Below are 17,856 nucleotides of genomic sequence, written 5' to 3'. Positions count from 1 at the left end.
GGAACGCGTTCGCGGCGGCCGCGGCTCAGCCGTCCAACTGTTCGCGGAGCAGGCCGTTCACCTGTCCGGGGTCGGCGCTGCCGCCGGTCGCCTGCATCACCTGGCCGACGAGGAAGTTGATCGCGCCCTCGTCGCCGTCGCGGTAGTCGCTCACGGCGTCGGGGTTCTCGTCGATGGCGGCCTCGACGGCGGCCTCGACCTCGCCGCTCTCGGCTTTCCCCAGCCCCTCGCGCTCGATGACCGTCTCGGGGTCGTCGCCCTCGTCGAGCATCTCGCGGAGGACGACCTCCTCGGCGTTCTTCACCGTGAGCTCGTCGGCGGCGACCAGCTCGATCAGCCGCGTGAACTCGTCGAGCCGGCCCTCGACGTCGGTCACCTCCATCTCGCGGTAGTTGAGCTCGCCGAGCAGGTTGTCCGCGACCCACGTCGCGGCGAGGTCCGGGTCGAACTCGCCGGCCACGTCCTCGAAGAAGTCCGCGACCGCCTTCGTGGAGGTGAGCTTCGAGGCCGCCTCGCGGTCGAGCCCGTACTCCTCGCGGAAGCGCTCGCGGCGGGCGTCGGGGAGTTCCGGGATCGCGATCCGCTCCTTCCAGTCGGCCACCTCCAGCGCGGGGAGGTCGCCCTCGCGGAAGTAGCGGTAGTCCTTCTCGGCCTCCTTCGAGCGCATCCCGACGGTGACGCCGCGGTCCTCGTCCCAGTGGCGGGTCTCCTGTTCGATCTCGCGGCCGCGCCGGAGGACGTTCTCCTGGCGGGTGACCTCGTAGGCGAGCGCCTGCTCCGCGCCCTTGTGACTGGAGATGTTCTTCACCTCGGCGCGGTTGACCTCGTCGAGCGCCTCGGCGTCGATCGTCCCGTCGTCCGCGACGTGCTCGTCGGGGACGAGGGAGACGTTTGCGTCGACGCGCAGGCTCCCGTCGCGGCCGGGGTCGAACACCCCGAGGTACTCCAGCACCTCCTCCAGCTTCGCGAGGAACGCGCGCGTCTCGGCCGGCGAGCGGAAGTCCGGCTCCGTGACGATCTCCATGAGGGGGGTCCCCGCGCGGTTGTAGTTGACGAGGGTGTGGGTCGCGGACTCGATGGAGCCGCCGGCGTGCTGGAGGCTCCCGGGGTCCTCCTCGAGGTGCGCGCGGGTGATCCCGATCGTTCGGGGGTCGCCGTCGACGCGGACCTCCAGCTCGCCCGCCTGGCAGATCGGCGCGTCGTACTGGGTGAGCTGGAAGTTCTTCGGGAGGTCGGGGTAGTAGTAGTTCTTCCGGTGGAACGTGGTCGTCTCGGGGATGTCGGCGTCGATCGCCTTCCCGATCTTCACGGCGGCCTCGACGGCGCCCTCGTTGAGGACGGGGAGCGCGCCCGGCAGCCCGAGACAGGTCGGACAGGTGCGCGTGTTCGGCGCCTCGTCCTCGGCGGGCTCCGTCGAGCAGCCGCAGAAGATCTTCGTGTCGGTCTCGAGCTGGACGTGGACCTCCAGCCCGATCACGACCGTCCGGTCCGCCGTCGCGGCCTGCGTGCTCATTACCGGTCCGTTGTGAGCGGGCCGCCTAAATCGTGTCGGGACGACGGCCGCCGAGGCGGGCGCCCGGCGGGGCTCTCGATTTCGAGAGCCCGGAGGGAACGGTTATCAATGGGCCGTTCGTACCTCGCGAAATGAGTGAATCGATGATCTGTGGACGCGCCGAGCCGGACGGTGCGAAGGGCTCCCGCCGGGCGCCCGACCGAGCGCGCGAGACGAGCGGACCGGAACGGGCATGACCGCCCCGGACTACCCTCGTCGCGGACGACCGCCGCGGACCACCTCCGTCAGGGATGTCCGCTGAGTCGACGCTTCACGTCGGTGAGCCGGTCGAGGCGGCGTGGGGCGAACTCCCGGAGGAGACGCGCGTCCGCCGAGCGAGCGAGTTCGCGAGCGGTGCGGACAGCGGGCGGGAGGCGGCCGACGACCCGGACCGCGTGGTCGTCCGACTGCGCGTCGACCGGGAGCGCGACGACCCCGACGCGGCCGAGCCGAGCGGGGGCGGCGCCGCGGACGCCGACCTCGCGGCCGGGGGCGACGCGGTCGCGCTCGACCGCCTCGGGTCGGTCCGCGACCGCTACCCGGACGCGACCGTACTCGCGTACACGGTCCGCGACGACTCCGACGCCGCCATCGACGCGAGCCGGCTCGGCGTCGAGTACGTCTCCGGGCGGCGGCTCGCGGCCGACGGCGAGACGCTCGCGGACAGGCTCGCGGCGCGGGCGGCGGCCGACGGAACGGGAGCCGGCGAACGCGCCGCCGGCGCCGAGGCGGAGTCGGTCCTCGAACCGTTCATCCGGATCGTCTCGGACCGGGCGACCGACCTCGACGAGAAGCTCGATCAGCTCCTGGAGCTGGGTCGGGACCGGCTCGGACTCTCGGTCGGCTACTCCTCGCACGTCGACGGCGACCGGCTGGAGATCCGGCAGTACAGCGACGGGACGGGGACGCTGGACTCGTTCCTCGAGAGCGGTCCCGACGCGGACCGATCGGTCCCGCTCGAACTGACCTACTGTCAGCGGACGGTGCGGAGCGACGAGGTGGTCGCGTTCACGGACCCCGAGGCCGCGGGGCTGGGCGACGACCCGGCCTACGAGCGGTTCGGGTTCGGCAGCTACGTCGGCGGGCGCGTCGTCGTCGACGACGAGGTGTTCGGAAGCCTCTGTTTCCTCGACCCGGAGCGCCGCGACCGTCCGTTCGACGAGTCCGAGCGGCTGTTCGTGGAGCTGCTCGCCGACTGGCTGGGCCGCGGTATCGAGCGACGGATCGCCCGCGAGGAGCGCGAGGCGGCGATCGAGCGGTTCGAACGGACGCTCGAACGGATCGACGACGCGTTCTTCGCGCTCGACTCAGACTGGCGGTTCACCTACGTCAACGAGAAGGCGGGATTGCTGCTCGACCGCGAGCCGGACGAGCTGCTCGGCGCCGACATCTGGGAGGAGTTCCCGGCCGCGATCGGCGAGGAGTACGAGGAGAACTACCGTCGGGCGATGGAGACGCAGGAGCCGGTCTCGTTCGAGGACCGCTACGAGCCGCTCGACCTGTGGACCGAGGTGACCGCGTACCCCTCTCCGGACGGGCTCTCCGTGTTCTTCGCCGACGCCACGGAGCGGAAGCGCCGCGAGCGGATCCTCGAACGGCTCCTCGGCACCGTCGAGCGGATCCAGCGCGAGGACGACCGGGAGGCCGTCGCGGACCGGCTGATCGAGGCCGCCGACGAGGTCCTCGGCTACGAGATCAGCGGCGTCCGGCTGTACGACCCCGAGACGGAGCGGCTCCGGCTGGTCGCCACGAGCGACGGGCTCGGCGACCGGTTCGCGGACAGCCGCGGGCCGCGCCGCCCCGACGAGGGGCTCACTGGCGGGGTGTTCGAGGCGGGAGAACCGCGGGTGGAAGACGACCTCGCGGCGGTCGACGACGGGCGGTCGTACCACGGGATGCGCTCCGTCGCGGCGGTTCCGCTCGGCGACCACGGCGCGTTCATCGTCGGCGCCGTCGAGCCGAACGCCTTCGACGAGAGCGACGTCTCCGTCCTCGAACTGCTGGCGACGAACGCGGTCGCCGCGATGGACGCCGCCGACCGCCGTCGCCGGCTCCGCACCTACGAGGACGCGCTCAAGAACGTCGACGACATGGTGTGCGTGCTCGACGGCGAGGGGACCGTCACCTACGCCACCGCGCCGTTCGTCGCGTGGTTCGGCGCCGGCGGGCTCGACGAGGTCGTCGGAGAGCGACTCGCCGCGCTCGTCGACGACGCCGACGCGCCGCGGGTGGTCGACGCGGTCGCGGCGCTCACGGACGCGGCGACCGAGGGGAGCCAGGGGACGGAGCCGGCCCGGACGGTCGAACTGACCGCCGACCGCGACGGCGACCGCCGACCGCGACACGGCGAGTTGCGCCTGTCGCGGCTCTCCGACCACGGGACCGGCGTCGTCGGGTCGCTGTCGGACACGACCGACCTCCGCCGGACGCGGACCGAGCTGTCCGCCGAGCGCGACCGCTTCCGGCGGCTGTTCGACCGGATCCCGGACCCCGTGATGGAGGTCGTCTTAGCGGACGACGAGACGGTCATCGACGGAGTCAACCCCGCGTTCGAGTCGCAGTTCGGCGCGGACGAGGCGGCGCTCCGCGGTCGGACGATCGGGGCGCTGGACATCCACGACGACCGGCTGGGGAGCCGCGAGGAGCGCGGCGGTCCGGCGGCGGCGGACCTCGATTCGCTGGTCCGCGACCGCGGCTTCGCGACCGAGGAAGTCCGCCGACAGACCGTGGACGGGCCGCGGGAGTTCCTCTTCCGCGGGTTCAGCTACGAGACGGAGGGGACCCGCCGGGCGTTCGGCATCTACACCGACATCACCGACCGGAAGCGCCGCGAGCGGTACGTGCGGATCGTCAACCGGATCCTCAGGCACAACCTGCGCAACGAGCTGAACGTCGTGTTCGGCTTCGCCGGCGAGATCGCCGACCGGACCGACGACGAGCGGATCCGCGACTACGCCCGCCGGATCGAGGCCACCGGCAAGCGGCTGGCCGGAGTCGCCGACGGCGCCACCACGCTCCGCCGGGTCGTCGAGAAGGGGTACGTGACCGATCCCGAGCCGATCGACGTGGGCGCCGTCGTCGAGGAGGTCGCGGCCCGGCACGCGGCCGACAGTCCCGAGGCGCGGATCACCGCCGACGTGCCGGACGGCATCGCGGTGCGCGGCGACGACCGCCTCGCCGTCGCTGTCGACAGCCTCGTGGAGAACGCCGTCGAACACGGCGGCGACGCTCCGCGCGTCGCGGTGACCGCCGAGCGCGACCCGGACGCCGGGGTCGTGGCGGTGCGCGTCGCAGACGACGGCCCGGGGATCCCGACCGCGGTTCGGGAGGTGATCACCGGGGCCCGCGAGGTGACGCAGCTACAGCACAACACCGGCGTCGGGCTGTGGATCGCCGCCTGGGTCGTGGAGGCGTACGGCGGCGAGATACGGTTCGGCTCGGGGCTCGACGGCGAGGGGGCGACGGTGACCCTCGTCCTCCCGGCGGCGGAGCGAGGCGGATCGGGGCTCGCCGGCGGGGAAGAGCGGTAGCCGACCCGCGGCGTCCGCGCGTTCCGACCCGTTTATGGTCGCCGGCGGCCCGTTTCCCCGTATGACCGACGACGACCGACGACGCGAGCTGATCGCGGCGCTCACCGCGGCCGACGCCGTCCGGTTCGGCGAGTTCGAGCTGTCGCACGGCGGCACGAGCGACTACTACGTCGACAAATACCGCTTCGAGACCGACCCGGACGCCCTGACGCTCGTCGCCGAGGCGTTCACCGACCGGCTCGCGGACGCGGACGCGAAGCTGGCGGGCGTCGCCCTCGGAGCCGTCCCGCTGGTGGCCGTCACGGCCGCGGAGCTCGGCCGCCCGTACGTCATCGCGCGAAAGCAGGCGAAGGAGTACGGCACGGGCAACCGGATCGAGGGCCGACTCGACGACGGCGAGGAGGTCGTCGTGATCGAAGACATCGCGACGACGGGGCAGTCGGCGGTCGACGCGGTCGAGGCGCTGCGCGAGGCGGGCGCGACCGTCGACCGCGTGCTGGTCGTCGTCGACCGCGAGGAGGGCGCCGCGGAGCTGCTCGCCGAGCACGGCGTCGAGTTGGAGTCGCTGCTCACGGCGACCGAGCTGCTCGACGCGCGCGACGGGGAGTAGGGCGGACGAGCCCGGGAGCGCGGACCGGTTTCCCCGAGTTACGCCTCCGGCGCCTCGACCGTCGGCACCGCGATCCGGTCGAGCACGTCGTCGATCACGTCTCGCTCGTCGACGTCGTTGACGGCCGCGTCCGGGGTCAACACGAGCCGGTGGGCGAGCGTCGGCTCCGCGACGCGCTTCACGTCGTCGGGCGTGACGAACTGGCGGCCGGCGATGACCGCCGCCGCCCGCGCCGTCTCGAAGAGGCGCTGGGTGCCGCGGGGGGAGACGCCGGCCTCGACGCGGCGGTCCTCGCGCGTCGCCCGCGCGAGCGCCGCCGCGTAGCGTAACAGGTCGTCGTCGACCCGGACCGACTCGGGCACCTCCCGCAGCGCCGCCACGGCGTCGGGGTCGAGGACGCGGTCGACCGTCGGGGACTGCTCGACGCGTCCGGCGCGGCGGCGGAGCAGCTCCAACTCGCCGTCCTCGTCGGGGTAGCCGATGGAGGTCTTGATCGTGAACCGGTCGAGCTGGGCCTCCGGCAGCGGGAAGGCGCCCTCGCTCTCGACCGGGTTCTGCGTCGCGATGACGTAGAAGGGGCTCGGCAGATCGTGAGTCTCGCCGTCGACGGTCACCTGGCCCTCCTCCATCGCCTCCAGCAGGGCGGCCTGCGTCTTCGGCGGCGCGCGGTTGATCTCGTCGGCGAGGACGACGTTCGCGAAGATGGGGCCGGGGGAAAACGAGAAGGAGCCGTCGCGCTCGTCGAACACGTTGGTGCCCGTGACGTCGGCGGGCAGGAGGTCCGGCGTGAACTGGATCCGGGAGAACTCCAGTCCGAGCGCGGTCGCGAACGAGCGCGCCGAGAGCGTCTTGCCGGTGCCGGGCACGTCCTCCAAGAGGACGTGGCCGCGGGCGAGGATGCCGAGCGTGACGCGGTCGAGGAACTCGCGGTCGGCCACGACCGCGCCGCCGACCTCGTCGACGACGCGGGCGCAGGCGTCGGCCGCTTCGGGGACGTCCATACCGACCGCACGGGGGCCGGGCCGAAAAGCGTTGCCGGAAACCCGGGACCGCGAGGCGGGCGGCCGACGGATCCGGTCGCGTCGCGGACGCGATCGAAACGCATAACAGCGGAACCGGTCAACGTCGAAGCGAGCCGAGGTAGCCTAGCCTGGCCAAGGCGGTAGATTCGAAATCTACTGTCCATTCGGACACCGGAGTTCAAATCTCCGCCTCGGCGCTTCTCTCAGTCCCGTTCGGCGAGCGGCGGCGCGACCGCGTCCGTCCGATCGGCCCCTACGCGATCAGCGAGGCCGCGAGGAACATCCCCGACGCGGCCGCGGGCGGGATGGTGAGGTTGTCGTCGACGGCGACGCCGCGGACGAGCGGCGGGAGCCCGTCGGCGATCGCGGCGGGGACCGCGCCCGCCAAGGCGACGATCACGCCGGGGTCGGGACCGAACTCGGGGATCGCGTACGGGACCGCGATCCCGAAGCAGACGAACACCATCGCGGCCACCACCGAGAGCCGCTTCGGCTCCGTCGCCGCGTTCTCCCCGAGGCCGCCGCTTATCGGGTCGCCGACGGAGAGCATCCACATCGCGGGCACGGCGAACACCGGCGCGAAGACGAGCGCGGTGGCGGCCATCCCCACCTGATACAGCGCGTAGCCCGCGATCCCGTCGGCCTCGTACTCGCGGACGAGGGCGTCGTACAGCGGGTCGAGCGGACCGACCGACCCGGAGAGGCGCAGCGCCTCGAGGACGGCCGCGACCGCGACGCTGCCCACCAGCAGCCGTCCCGTCGTCTCCCAGGAGATCCACCCGAGCAGGTACGGGACCGGGTAGAGGGTGCCGCTCGCGTGGACCAGCCGCCGCTCGAACTCCACGCGCTCGCGCCACGCCGCGGCCGGGAGCGTCACGCCCTCAGTTCCCCGCGGTCTCGACGTCGGTGTCGACCGCGTCGTACCGGTCGGCGACGGACGCGAACGGCTCGCCCTCGCGCAGCGCGGTCAGCTCGTCGGCCAAGTCCGCGACCGGGATCCGGACCTGCGCCGCGGAGTCGCGCTCGCGAAGGGTGACCGTGTCGGGACCGTCGCCCTCGATGCCGTCGCGGTCGATCGTGACGCAGAACGGGGTGCCGACCTCGTCCTGCCGGCGGTATCGGCGGCCGATCGAGCCGGAGTCGTCGTACGCGACCGCGAGGCCCGCCGCGCGCAGGTCGGCCGCGACCTCGTCGGCGAGCGCGGTGAGGCGGTCGTCGTTCGTCACCAGCGGGAAGACGGCGGCGTCCTGCGGCGCGACCTCGGGCTCCAGGGAGAGGTAGGTGCGCGCCTCGCCGTCGACCTCGTCCTCGTTGTACGCGTGCGCCAGCAGCGTCTGGACGGTCCGGCCGACGCCGAAGGAGGGCTCGACGACGTGGGGCGTGATGTGCTCGCCGCTCTCGGTCACCTCCTCGACCGAGAAGTTCGCGACGTCGGCGTCGACCTCGCGGGTCGCCGCGTCGTCGCCCTCGCCCACCGTCACCGCGACCGTCTCGCCGTCGAAGGCGTCCGGGTCGCGCTCGGCGAGCGTCTCGAGCGCCTCCGCGACCGCGGCCGCGTCGCCGCCGAACTCGGGCCCGAGGACGGACATGTCGGGATCGACGGTCGCGCGCTCGACCGTCTTCGGCTCGTCGTAACGCTTGAACACGGTGAAGGAGTCGTCGCCGTGCTCGTCGTGCTTCGAGAGGTCGTAGTCGCCGCGGTACGCGAAGCCGGCGATCTCGATCCAGTCGCCGTCGACCTCGCTCTCCGCGTCCCAGCAGTCGGCCGCGTAGTGGGCGCGCTCGCCGGCGAGGTGCTGGCGGAACCGGAACCGGTCGAGGTCGACGCCGACGCGCTCGTACCACTCCTGGGCGACGCCGAGGTAGTAGCCGACCCACGGGGAGCCGATGACCCCCGACTCGACCGCCTCGCCGACCGTCGTCTCGAGGTAGTCGCCGTCGTCGGCCTCCTGCTCGGTCGCGGGGTACAGCCGGACCTCGACGTCGCGCACGCGGTCGAGGGGCGGCTCGTCCGCCTCGGGGTCGATGAACTGCTCCAGCTCGGCCTGCGTGAACTCGCGGAGGCGGAGCAGCCCGCCGCGCGGCGAGATCTCGTTGCGGTAGGCGGGGCCGATCTGGGTGATCCCGAACGGGAGGTTCCCGCGGGCGTACTCCTTCAGCCGCGGGAACTCGACGAAGATGCCCTGGGCGGTCTCCGGGCGGAGGTAGCCGGGCTGGGCGTCGCCGGGCCCGATGTCGGTCGCGAACATGAGGTTGAACGCCTCGACCGGCTCGCCGGCGAGCGGCGTGCCGCAGGCCGGGCAGGCGATCTCGTTGTCCGCGATCAGCTCCGCGACCTCCTCGCCGGGGAGCGCCTCGGCGTCCTCGACCTCGGTGGCGTCCTCGACGAGGTGGTCGGCGCGGTGGGACTCGCCGCACTCGGGGCACTCGACGAGCATGTCGTCGAACCCCTCCAAGTGACCGGAGGCCTCGAAGACGGGCTCGGGCATCACCGTCGGCGCCTCGATCTCGCGGTTCCCCTCGCGGATGGTGAACCGGTCGCGCCACGCGTCCTCGACGTTCCGCTTGAGGGCGGCGCCCTGGGGCCCGAACGTGTAGAAGCCGGCGGTGCCGCCGTACGCGCCGTTCGAGCCGAAGAAGAACCCGCGGCGCTTCGCGAGTTCGGCGAGCGCGTCCGCGGCCATCTACAGCCCCTCCAGCAGGTCCACGTCGCGGACGATCCCGTCGAGGTCCGTGCCCGACACGAGCGGGACCTGCTCGATGTCGTTGCTGATGAGCTCCTGGGCGACCTCCCGCGCCGTCCGCGTGGCGTTGACCGTGATCAGGTCTTCGGTCATGAAGTGACGGACCGCCTCCGCGGGGATCTCGACGTTCCGGGTCGGGAGGTAGCGCGCGCCGGTCGCCTTGATCCCCTCCCAGGACCACTCGGAGTCCTCCTCGGCGATCGAGTCGCCGGTGCTCGCCTCGCCCTCGACGACGCGGGCGACCGCGAGGATGTCGACCTCGGTGAGCATCCCCGCGACCGCGGCGTCGTCGTCGAGGACGACCGCGTACGGGACGCCGGAGAGCCCGATCTCGCGCTCGGCGACCGGCAGCGGCGTCGCGGTGTGGGTGGCGTTGACCGAGCGGGTCGCGAGCTCGCCCACCTCGGTCTCGCCGTCGACCTCGCCGCGGGCGATCGCCCGCACCACGTCGGTGACGGTGAGGATGCCGACGAGCTCGTCGCCGTCGACCACGGGGAGGCGCCGCGACCCCTCAGCGACCATCGTTCGGGCGGCGTCGACGATGTCGTCGTCGGCCCCGACGGTCGGCACCTCGCGCATCAGGAGCGCCAGCTGGTCCTCGTCCGGCTGGTCGATCAGGTCGTCGCGCGTGACGAGCCCCCGGTACACCTCGTCGCCGTCGACGTCCTTCACGACCGGCACCGACGAGAACCCGTGGTCCTGGATGTACTCCAACACGTCGTTCCGGCTCCCGGGGATCTCGACGACGACGAGCTCCGACCGGGGCGTCATGGCGTCTGCGACGTTCATGCCCGCCTTTCAGCGCGACACCTCTTGTATACTGCGAAGGTGTGCGGAGCCGAATCACCGAGGGGACGCGGGGACGTCGGTGTGCGGTTCGGGCCCCATGAGTCGATGAGAAACCCGACACGTTTCGCCGTATCGTCGGCCGATCGGCGGTTTTTCGACAGATACGTCGGCGGGCAGTCCCGGACATCTCCGATTCGACGGCCGATCTCGTCCGGGTTCGCAACTCTTATAAATACTGTGAACAATTCACAACCATGTCACGGAGTTCCACTCCTTGGGACGAGCCGGACCCCGACCGCCGCCGTACGGCGCTGCCGACGGAGCCGAGGCTCGACGCCGCCGCGCCGGACGTGATGGCGTCGATCGACTCCTCGTCGTCGCGACCGGAGTTCGTCATCGCGGACGTCTCGCGGGAGGACGCGTGGGTGTCGGTCGACGAGGCCGACGCGACCGTCCTCGAGGAGTGGTGTTGAGCGCGTAGCCGCCGCCCCGTTTTCCCTCGCCGTCGCCCCGTTTTCCCTCGCCGTCGCCCCGTTTTCCCTCGCCGTCGCCCCGTTTTCCCTCGCCGCCGCCCCGTTTTCCCTCGCCGCCGTCGCGTATGGCACCGGCGGCGGCGCCCCGATCACCGGAGTCCGCGAGACGCTTCCCAGCCGCGGATCAGCGAACCGACCGTCCGACAGGTCGGCGCCGGCACGCCGTGCCGGTCCGCCCGGTCGACGACCGCGCCGTAGACGGCGTCGACTTCGGTTCGTCGCCCGTTCTCGACGTCCTCGCGCATCGACGACCGGTTGGCGGCGGTGTCGCCGGCGACGCGCTCGACGGCCGTGACCGCCCGCTCGTCCGGGAGGTCGACCCCGACCGCCCGGGCGACGCGGGCCGTCTCGCGGGCGGCCTCGCGAGCGACCCCGCCGGCGGGCCCGTCGAGCGTCGGTCCGTTCTCGGTCCGCGCGAGCGCCGAGGGGCCGTTGATCCCGGCGTTGACCGCGAGCTTCTCGAAGCGTCGCACGGGCATGTCGTCGGCGACGGTCACCTCGACGCCGGCCGCCTCGAAGGCCGCTCCGACCCGCGCGGCGGCCGGGCTCGCGCCGCCGGAGAGCGCGCCGACCACCACCGCTCCGACGCCGGTGCAGGTGACGCGGCCCGGCTCGATGAACCGGGCGCCGTAGCTCGCGGTGCCGGCGAGGACCGTCGCGTCGAGCGCGGCGACCAGCCGCTCCTCGGTGAGCCCGTTCTGGAGCGAGCAGACCGCCTCGTACTCGCCGGTCGCGAGCGCGCGGGCCGCCGCGTCGGTGTCGTACGCCTTGGTCGTGACTAATGCGAGGTCGGCGGCGCGGTGCCGCCCGTCGGTGAGCGCTCGGGGCGTGACGCGGGCGTCGACCTCGCCGTCGATCCGGAGCCCGTCCTCCCGAATCCGCCGCATGTGCGGGTCGCGCCCGACGAGCGTCACGTCGTGTTCGCGCGCCAGCAGCCCGCCCACGAGGCTCCCGAGCGCGCCCGCGCCGTAGACGAGCACCTTCATGCGAGGACGGACGAGCGCCGACTGAAAAGGGATAACGGTGGGGTAACCCGCCGCCTCGGGGCCGCCGACTCCGACCAGACTCAACCCTTCAGTCCGCTCCCGGTCAGCGGCACCACCACGTCCTCGTCGGGACCGATCTCGCCGCGCCCACGGAGCGTCCGCAGCGCCGCGGGCGCGACCGCGCAGGTCGGTTCTGTGTAGAAGCCGGCGGCGTGGAGCCGGTCGAGTTCGCGCGTCGCGGCCGCCTCGGTGACGGCGAGCGCGTCGCCGCCGGTCGCGTCGACCGCCGCGCGGATCTCGCGGTCGCGGACCGGCTCCGCGATCTGGATCCCGTCCGCCGCGTCGTTGACCGCGTCGTCCGGATCGGCGGCGTCGGGGCCGTGAAGCGCGCGGACGATCGGCGCGACCCCGGCCGCCTGCGCGCCGTAGAGCCGGGGAACCGCGTCGATCCAGCCGGCGCGTTCGAGCCGGCGGAACCCGCGGTAGGCGCCGAGGAACAGCGTGCCGTGGCCGAGCGGCGTCACGACCGCGTCGGGGGCGTCCCAGCCGCGCTGGGACGCGATCTCGTACGCGACCGTGGCGGTGCCCTCGAGGAACGCCGGGTTCCAGGCGTGGCTGGCGTACCAGGCGGGGTCGTCGCCCGCGGGGTCGTCCGCGTCCTCACCCACGGCGTCGTCCGCGTCACCGAGCGCCGCCACGCACGCGTCCGTCACGTCTCCCCGGCTCCCCTCGATCCGGACCGGGTCGGCGCCGGCGCGTCGGATCGCCCGGAGCTTCGATTCCTTCGCGTCGGCCGGGACGTAGATCTCGGCGTCGATGCCGGCGCGGGCGGCGTAGGTCGCGACCGCGGCGCCCGCGTTGCCCGAGGAGTCCTCGACGACGCGCTCGACGCCCAGCTCGCGGGCCCGGGTCAGCGTCGTCGTCGCCCCGCGGTCCTTGAACGAGCCGGTCGGGAACACGTACTCCAGCTTGAACGACGCGTTCCACGGAGGGAATTCGGCGTCTCCGGCGGCCCCGTCCTCGCTCCGGTCGGCGTCGACGAGCGGCGTCATCCCCTCGCCGAGCGTCACCCGATCGACGGGGTCGTCCCCGACGGCGAGCAGGTCGTCGAACGCCCAGAGCCCGTCGCGCGCGTCGAACGACTCGGGGTCGGGCGCCTCGCCCGCGGGCGTCGGCGGGCCGGCGAACTCGAGGGGCGAACCGCACCGACAGCGCCAGCGGTCGCGGTACGTCTCGCCGCACTCGGGGCAACGGAGCCGGTCGGGTTCGGACGCCCTCGACGACGGAGTTTCGGAGTCGCGGGCGTCGGTAGGGGACCCCATCAGTATCGGTCGACGTTGGTTCCGATCGAGCAGACGTACTCGCCCGCGGCCACCTGTGGGAGCCGACGGGTCCGCCAGAAGATGCCGTCGGTGTCGGCGGTCACGCGGCCCTCTAAGGCGCCGAAGGTGTCCGTCACCTCGAAGAGGACGTCGCCTTCGGAGACGCGCTCGCCGAGCTCGCGCTCGAAGCGGACCAACCCCCCGGCGGGCGAGCCGTACTGGTCGAAGCCGCGGGCGCGCGTCTGGGATTCGAGAGAGGCGTCGCCGTCGAGGAACCCGTAGTGGCGGAGGACGTTGAACACGCCCTCGACGCCGTACCGGATCGACTCCTCGTCCCAGCCCACGCAGCCGCCGAGTTCTGGGTCGACCGTGGGGATACCGTGTTCCGGGCCGGCCCGTGCGAGCTGGCCGTCCGGGCCCTTGATGTCGAGCACGTGCCCGCAGCCGAACGCCTTCGCGAGCTCTAAGCAGTCGCCGTGGAGCCGGTGGCGGACGCCGCAACGCACGCGGGTCTCGTTTATCATCCGGCTCGTCGACCCCTGGTGGAGGTCAAGGATGTAGTCGGCGCGCGTGGCGGCCTGGAACGTCTCGTGGGCGATCCGTTCGCTGGTCGTCCCGTCGGCGTCGCCCGGGTAACCGCGGTTCATCTTCCGATCGTCGACCGGGTTCCGGTGTTCGGCGGCCTGGAACGCGAAGTGGTTCACGATGCCGACGACGAGGACGGAGCCCGACACCTCGGCCGGGTCGATCCGGGGGACGACGCGGTTGACGACGCCTAACCCGTTCAGTTCGTCGCCGTCGCTCACCGCCTGGACGTACAGCGTCGGCCCGTCGGCCGCGCCGTTGATCGCGGCGACCGGGAGCCGGACGGGGCTCCCGTCCCGCATCTCTCCCACCTCGAGACGGCCCGTGTCCGTCTCCCCCGGAGAGGCGCGGGCCGTTCCCAGCGTTATCATTACGCGGAGGTGGGGCGGCCGGGACTTTATCCGTTCGGTCCGCGGCGATCCGACCGACGCAACCTTTATCGCCGCTATCGCACAACCCAGTGGCACGCACTACCGCGGCGCCGGTCTCCCGTACCCGACGACGACCGTCGCGGCGAGTTCCCATGAGCATCGACATCGACCCGCTGCGCGAGGCCGACGGGATCACCGTCACGGACCACATCGAGAACACCCAGTTCGAGGTGTACACCGACCGGCCGGTCGACCCCCGTCCGCGCCCCGCGTCGGACCACTACTTCCCGGTCGACACCAGCGTCGCCGTCGAGACCGGCTCAGTCGAGATCCCGCGCGTCGCGGTCGTCGAGACGCGCGATGGTGAGGGTTCGTTACTGTCGCGCGGCGACTGCTACGAAATGCCCGATAGCACGTACCACGTCGGGATCGACCCCGCGCCGACGAAACTGTACCTCACCTTCGACGCCGGGTTCTCCGTCTCGACGACCGACCGGACCACCCGGATCGACCTCGACGCGCCGGCCACCGTCGGGCTCGGCTTCCGGTCGCTCCACCAGACGCCGGCGGGGACGATCACCACGCCGACCGATCCGGAGTCGCTGATGGACGCCGTCTCGCTGCTCGGGTCGGCGCTCCAGACGACCAGTCCCGAGCGGTCGTTCCCGACCCTGCGGGGCCATCCTCCCCTCATCGAGCCCGGCGAGGAGTTCCGCGTCCCCGAGCGGGTCGAGCCGGTCGAGAGCGGCGTGCGGATCGTCGTCCCGCCCGAGTACCGCTACCTCTACCCCGTCGTCTCGCTGGCGTACTACTTCGCCGCCGACGTCGTCCCCGGCGACGCCCCGCGGATCGAGGGCGACGGGTGGACGTACCCGCTCGAACCCGGGTTCGAGGAACGCACCGCGCAGGTGCTCAGGCAGTCGTTCCACATGGACTGTCTCGCCCGCACGGAGGGGTTCTACCCGGTCGATCTCCACGAGCGCGAGACGACGGGCCTCGACCTCGACTGGGGGCGGCTGTACGACCTCCCGCTCGTCGAGCGGCTCGGCGAGTACCTCGACGTTCCGTTCGAGGCGGTCGAGCCCGAACTGCCGCAGTGGACGCTGACGACGGACGTGCGTCCCGACCCAGGGAACGTGGAGATGCTCCCGTTCGTCGCCGGCGAGCTGTCGATCGTCCGCTCGCCGGAGACCGTCACGCCGGCGGACGACGACGGGGGCGTCGGCGTCGGCTTCTTCGGCGGCGCGGGCCGAAACTCGGCGGCGACCACGAGGCGGGAAGTCCCGGGCGGCGGCGTCGCCCTCGACAGCCGTGGGAGCCCCGCCGGCGGCGAGTTCGTGCGCGGCGCCGCGAGCGCGGGGGTCACCCGCGGGGCGGACGCCTCCACGGAACGCGGGGCCGTCCCGGCGCAGACCGAGTTCGTCCGACCGGAGCCGGTCGACACCGTCGAGCACGCGTGGGTCGGCGACGGCGTCCCGCTCGACGCCAACAAGGCGACGCTCGACGCGTACCACCTGCGGCTGGAGGCCGGGCAGGTCGAGCAGTCGCGCATCTCCGTCCTCGTGGTCTGTAACGACGACCAGATGCGCGAGGAGGGGAACGTCGCCGACCTCTACGGCCTCCGCGACATGGTCCAGTTCGACATCGAGGTGCGCCACGACCTCACGCGCGCGGAGATGCGCGAGACGCTCGAATCGGACGTCGACTTCCTCCACTACATCGGCCACGTCGACGACCGCGGGATGCAGTGCGCCGAGGAGTACTTGGACCTGACCGACGAGGACCTCGAGATCGGCGTCAGCGCTTTCCTGCTCAACGCCTGCCAGTCCTACCAGCAGGGCGAGGCCCTGGTCCACCGCGGCTCGCGCGGCGGCATCGTCACCCTCTCCGACGTGGCGAACTCGCCGGCGACGACGCTCGGCCGGATCATCGCCCGCCTGATGAACAGCGGGTTCAACCTCCGGACCGCGCTTCACGTCGCGAAGCGCGAATTGATTACTGGTCACCAGTACATCGTGGTAGGAGACGGGGGGACGACGATCTGTCAGAGTCGGAGTGGCGTCGCATTAGTGCTGAACATGAGTGAGAGTGGTGATGGAATGTGGGACATAACCACAGAGATATATCCCAACGGGACCTATGGCGCTGGTTCGATGAGTTCATTAAATCTTGGACCAGTTGAACAAAATTATTATATTCCCACGAACATCACCACAGCGGAACTAACTATAGATGAAATATCAAAATTCCTACAACTGGAAACAGTCCCAGTATTTTCGGATACCTCGCTGACGTGGAGTGACGAATTTCTGTCTTCTACGGACCAGGAGTAGCCGTTGCCATGTTTGCCGCCGCGGGCGCCGCCTGCGTCAGCAGCAGGAGGGCGGTGAACAGGACGCCGGCCATCTTCGGGTGCTCTGCCACGTAATCTGCCACACTTTCGTGCATATTCAAAAAGTATCAGGATAAATAAATATTAAGATTGTTCTGCGGCTGAATATAGTAGATATTTAAAGTTAAAAATAAATGTATTAAATTGGCAGAGCGGCAGATAAGCGGTATCTATCCAGTACCCGACATCGTGGACCCGGAAACGCGATCCGCACCGACGCGGCAGATCGAGAGACCGCGTTTTTCACCGGCGAGCGCGCAGGTCGAGCCGCAATGACCGATATTGAGGCCGCGATCCGAGCGGCGTTCGAACACACGGAGTACGACCTCGGCGACATCGCGGTCAACCGCCGACAGGTCCGCGTGCCGGTGATCCAGGAGGGCGCCGACCCCGACGCGCTGCGGGCGGTGATCGAGGAGGCGCTCGGGGCGGACGGGCTCGCGGCCGTGACGGTGACCACGGAGCGGATCGCCGGCGAGGACACCGTCGGCACCGTCGTGTCGTTCCGGTACCGGGACTGACGCGACCGGCGAGCGCGGAGGGACCCGAGCGCGGCGCCCGCGACCGCGACGCGGTACGGTTAACAGGGCGGTACCCGTACACACGGATCGTACGATGACGGCCGAGGACGGACACGACGGCGCACAGTACCTCGCCGGCTCGCCCGTTCGGGTCGCGATACTGCGGGCGCTACGCGACGATCCGCGGCGCCCCGCGGAGTTGACCGACGCGGTCGACGCCACCCGAACGACGGTCCAGCGGATCCTCGCGGGGTTCCGCGAGCGCGACTGGGTGGTGAAACGCGACGCCGCCTATCGGGTGACGCCGACCGGTGAGCGCGTCCACGACGCGTACGAGACGCTCCTGAGGGAGGTCGAACGCGCCGACCGTTACGGCCGGTTCGCGGCGACCGTCGAACGCGTCGGGGTCGACTTCCCCGGAGACGGGATCCCCGACAGCGAGCTCACGGTCGCGTCCGATCAGAACCCCCTGGCGGCCGTCGACCGGCTCACGGAGCTCCTCCGCGAGAGCAGCGGCGCCGAGATCCGGGCCGTCTCTCCCGTCGTCCTCCAGCAGTTCAACGAGGCGGCGGCCGCGGCGTTGGACGGCGGCGCGAGCGTGGAGCTGATCATCGACCGCGACGTGGCCGACGCGTCGGTCGCGGAGTTCGAGCCGGCGACCGACCGAGCGCTCGACGACGACGACGCCGAGGTGTACGTGAGCGCAGAGCCGATAGAGTACGGACTGTTCCGGTGTGACGACATCGCCTGCGTGACCGCGTACGACGAGCGGAACAACCCGCGGTGCGTGCTCGAATCGACCGACGAGGCGGTCGTCGACTGGGTCGACGAGGCGTTCGAGACGCTTCGAGCGGACGCGGCGCGGCTCTCATCGGTCGTCGAACGAGTCTGAACGGGCG

14 protein-coding genes and 1 tRNA gene are annotated in these 17,856 nt (G+C 71.5%); 7 read left to right on the top strand and 8 right to left on the bottom strand.

Annotated elements, in window-relative coordinates; translation table 11 throughout:
• Nucleotides 1–25: 25 nt before the first annotated feature.
• Entirely contained in the window at nucleotides 26–1,513 is a 1,488-nt protein-coding gene (gene gatB, locus EXE42_RS08800) for an Asp-tRNA(Asn)/Glu-tRNA(Gln) amidotransferase subunit GatB (RefSeq protein ID WP_092920822.1), read from the bottom strand.
• A gap of 290 nt (nucleotides 1,514–1,803) precedes the next feature.
• Here gatB and EXE42_RS08795 point away from each other — a divergent pair, with 290 nt between their 5' ends.
• Both EXE42_RS08795 and pyrE read left to right on the top strand, forming a co-directional pair.
• Entirely contained in the window at nucleotides 1,804–5,082 is a 3,279-nt protein-coding gene (locus tag EXE42_RS08795) for a PAS domain-containing protein (protein ID WP_137706346.1), read from the top strand.
• 61 nt (nucleotides 5,083–5,143) lie between these two features.
• Nucleotides 5,144–5,692, top strand: coding sequence for an orotate phosphoribosyltransferase (pyrE, locus tag EXE42_RS08790; RefSeq protein WP_092920820.1), 549 nt, complete (start codon nucleotides 5,144–5,146; stop codon nucleotides 5,690–5,692).
• A 38-nt stretch (nucleotides 5,693–5,730) separates the two neighbouring features.
• Here pyrE and EXE42_RS08785 read toward each other — a convergent pair whose 3' ends face one another.
• Nucleotides 5,731–6,693: a MoxR family ATPase gene (locus EXE42_RS08785; RefSeq protein ID WP_092920819.1), complete on the bottom strand. Its 963-nt coding sequence runs from the start codon at nucleotides 6,691–6,693 to the stop codon at nucleotides 5,731–5,733.
• Nucleotides 6,694–6,826: 133 nt separating this feature from the next.
• On the opposite strand from EXE42_RS08785, the gene EXE42_RS08780 reads away from it, so the two are divergent.
• Nucleotides 6,827–6,911: transfer RNA gene (locus EXE42_RS08780), tRNA-Ser, on the top strand.
• 56 nt (nucleotides 6,912–6,967) lie between these two features.
• Here EXE42_RS08780 and EXE42_RS08775 read toward each other — a convergent pair.
• The 3 genes from EXE42_RS08775 to EXE42_RS08765 are packed head-to-tail and all read right to left on the bottom strand — an operon-like array spanning nucleotide 6,968 to nucleotide 10,247.
• A complete protein-coding gene (locus tag EXE42_RS08775; RefSeq protein WP_092920818.1) occupies nucleotides 6,968–7,591 on the bottom strand; it encodes a dolichol kinase in 624 nt (207 codons plus the stop codon).
• A gap of 4 nt (nucleotides 7,592–7,595) precedes the next feature.
• Complete coding sequence (glyS, locus tag EXE42_RS08770) at nucleotides 7,596–9,398, bottom strand: glycine--tRNA ligase (protein WP_137694188.1); 1,803 nt, start codon at nucleotides 9,396–9,398, stop codon at nucleotides 7,596–7,598.
• Nucleotides 9,399–10,247 carry a CBS domain-containing protein gene (locus tag EXE42_RS08765; protein ID WP_092920816.1) on the bottom strand — a complete coding sequence of 283 codons (849 nt, stop codon included), beginning with the start codon at nucleotides 10,245–10,247 and terminating at the stop codon, nucleotides 9,399–9,401.
• Between the two features lie 254 nt (nucleotides 10,248–10,501).
• On the opposite strand from EXE42_RS08765, the gene EXE42_RS08760 reads away from it, so the two are divergent.
• Nucleotides 10,502–10,720, top strand: coding sequence for a hypothetical protein (locus EXE42_RS08760; protein ID WP_092920815.1), 219 nt, complete (start codon nucleotides 10,502–10,504; stop codon nucleotides 10,718–10,720).
• 149 nt (nucleotides 10,721–10,869) lie between these two features.
• On the opposite strand, the gene EXE42_RS08755 is transcribed toward EXE42_RS08760, so the two are convergent.
• The 3 genes from EXE42_RS08755 to EXE42_RS08745 all read right to left on the bottom strand — a co-directional run bounded on the left by EXE42_RS08755 (nucleotide 10,870) and on the right by EXE42_RS08745 (nucleotide 14,044).
• The gene (locus EXE42_RS08755; RefSeq protein WP_137706345.1) at nucleotides 10,870–11,766 is read right to left on the bottom strand and encodes a ketopantoate reductase family protein; all 897 of its coding nucleotides are present in this window, start codon (nucleotides 11,764–11,766) and stop codon (nucleotides 10,870–10,872) included.
• 80 nt (nucleotides 11,767–11,846) lie between these two features.
• Nucleotides 11,847–13,088, bottom strand: coding sequence for a threonine synthase (locus EXE42_RS08750; protein ID WP_137706344.1), 1,242 nt, complete (start codon nucleotides 13,086–13,088; stop codon nucleotides 11,847–11,849).
• The gene (locus tag EXE42_RS08745; protein ID WP_137706343.1) at nucleotides 13,088–14,044 is read right to left on the bottom strand and encodes a succinylglutamate desuccinylase/aspartoacylase family protein; all 957 of its coding nucleotides are present in this window, start codon (nucleotides 14,042–14,044) and stop codon (nucleotides 13,088–13,090) included. The genes EXE42_RS08750 and EXE42_RS08745 overlap by 1 nt, the downstream gene beginning before the upstream one ends.
• Nucleotides 14,045–14,196: 152 nt before the next feature.
• Here EXE42_RS08745 and EXE42_RS08740 point away from each other — a divergent pair, with 152 nt between their 5' ends.
• The 3 genes from EXE42_RS08740 (at nucleotide 14,197) to EXE42_RS08730 (ending at nucleotide 17,849) form a co-directional block, all read left to right on the top strand.
• Nucleotides 14,197–16,377 (top strand): caspase family protein, encoded by a 2,181-nt coding sequence (locus EXE42_RS08740; protein ID WP_137706342.1) that lies wholly within the window; start codon nucleotides 14,197–14,199, stop codon nucleotides 16,375–16,377.
• A 331-nt stretch (nucleotides 16,378–16,708) separates the two neighbouring features.
• Complete coding sequence (locus EXE42_RS08735; RefSeq protein ID WP_137706341.1) at nucleotides 16,709–16,957, top strand: hypothetical protein; 249 nt, start codon at nucleotides 16,709–16,711, stop codon at nucleotides 16,955–16,957.
• A gap of 94 nt (nucleotides 16,958–17,051) precedes the next feature.
• Nucleotides 17,052–17,849, top strand: a complete 798-nt coding sequence (locus tag EXE42_RS08730) for a winged helix-turn-helix domain-containing protein (protein ID WP_137706340.1) — start codon at nucleotides 17,052–17,054, stop codon at nucleotides 17,847–17,849.
• Nucleotides 17,850–17,856: the final 7 nt, after the last annotated feature.

The sequence above is a fragment of the Halorubrum sp. SP3 genome (assembly GCF_005435195.1).
Lineage (GTDB): Archaea > Halobacteriota > Halobacteria > Halobacteriales > Haloferacaceae > Halorubrum > Halorubrum sodomense.
This window is presented reverse-complemented; position numbering and strand designations above follow the sequence as displayed.

What these genes read in the sequence shown, in the direction of transcription:
- gatB (WP_092920822.1), bottom strand. Translation starts at nt 1,513, where the DNA reads ATGAGCACGCAGGCCGCGACGGCGGACCGGACGGTCGTGATCGGGCTG.
- EXE42_RS08795 (WP_137706346.1), top strand. Translation starts at nt 1,804, where the DNA reads ATGTCCGCTGAGTCGACGCTTCACGTCGGTGAGCCGGTCGAGGCGGCG.
- pyrE (WP_092920820.1), top strand. Translation starts at nt 5,144, where the DNA reads ATGACCGACGACGACCGACGACGCGAGCTGATCGCGGCGCTCACCGCG.
- EXE42_RS08785 (WP_092920819.1), bottom strand. Translation starts at nt 6,693, where the DNA reads ATGGACGTCCCCGAAGCGGCCGACGCCTGCGCCCGCGTCGTCGACGAG.
- glyS (WP_137694188.1), bottom strand. Translation starts at nt 9,398, where the DNA reads ATGGCCGCGGACGCGCTCGCCGAACTCGCGAAGCGCCGCGGGTTCTTC.
- EXE42_RS08765 (WP_092920816.1), bottom strand. Translation starts at nt 10,247, where the DNA reads ATGAACGTCGCAGACGCCATGACGCCCCGGTCGGAGCTCGTCGTCGTC.
- EXE42_RS08760 (WP_092920815.1), top strand. Translation starts at nt 10,502, where the DNA reads ATGTCACGGAGTTCCACTCCTTGGGACGAGCCGGACCCCGACCGCCGC.
- EXE42_RS08755 (WP_137706345.1), bottom strand. Translation starts at nt 11,766, where the DNA reads ATGAAGGTGCTCGTCTACGGCGCGGGCGCGCTCGGGAGCCTCGTGGGC.
- EXE42_RS08750 (WP_137706344.1), bottom strand. Translation starts at nt 13,088, where the DNA reads ATGGGGTCCCCTACCGACGCCCGCGACTCCGAAACTCCGTCGTCGAGG.
- EXE42_RS08745 (WP_137706343.1), bottom strand. Translation starts at nt 14,044, where the DNA reads ATGATAACGCTGGGAACGGCCCGCGCCTCTCCGGGGGAGACGGACACG.
- EXE42_RS08740 (WP_137706342.1), top strand. Translation starts at nt 14,197, where the DNA reads ATGAGCATCGACATCGACCCGCTGCGCGAGGCCGACGGGATCACCGTC.
- EXE42_RS08735 (WP_137706341.1), top strand. Translation starts at nt 16,709, where the DNA reads ATGACCGATATTGAGGCCGCGATCCGAGCGGCGTTCGAACACACGGAG.
- EXE42_RS08730 (WP_137706340.1), top strand. Translation starts at nt 17,052, where the DNA reads ATGACGGCCGAGGACGGACACGACGGCGCACAGTACCTCGCCGGCTCG.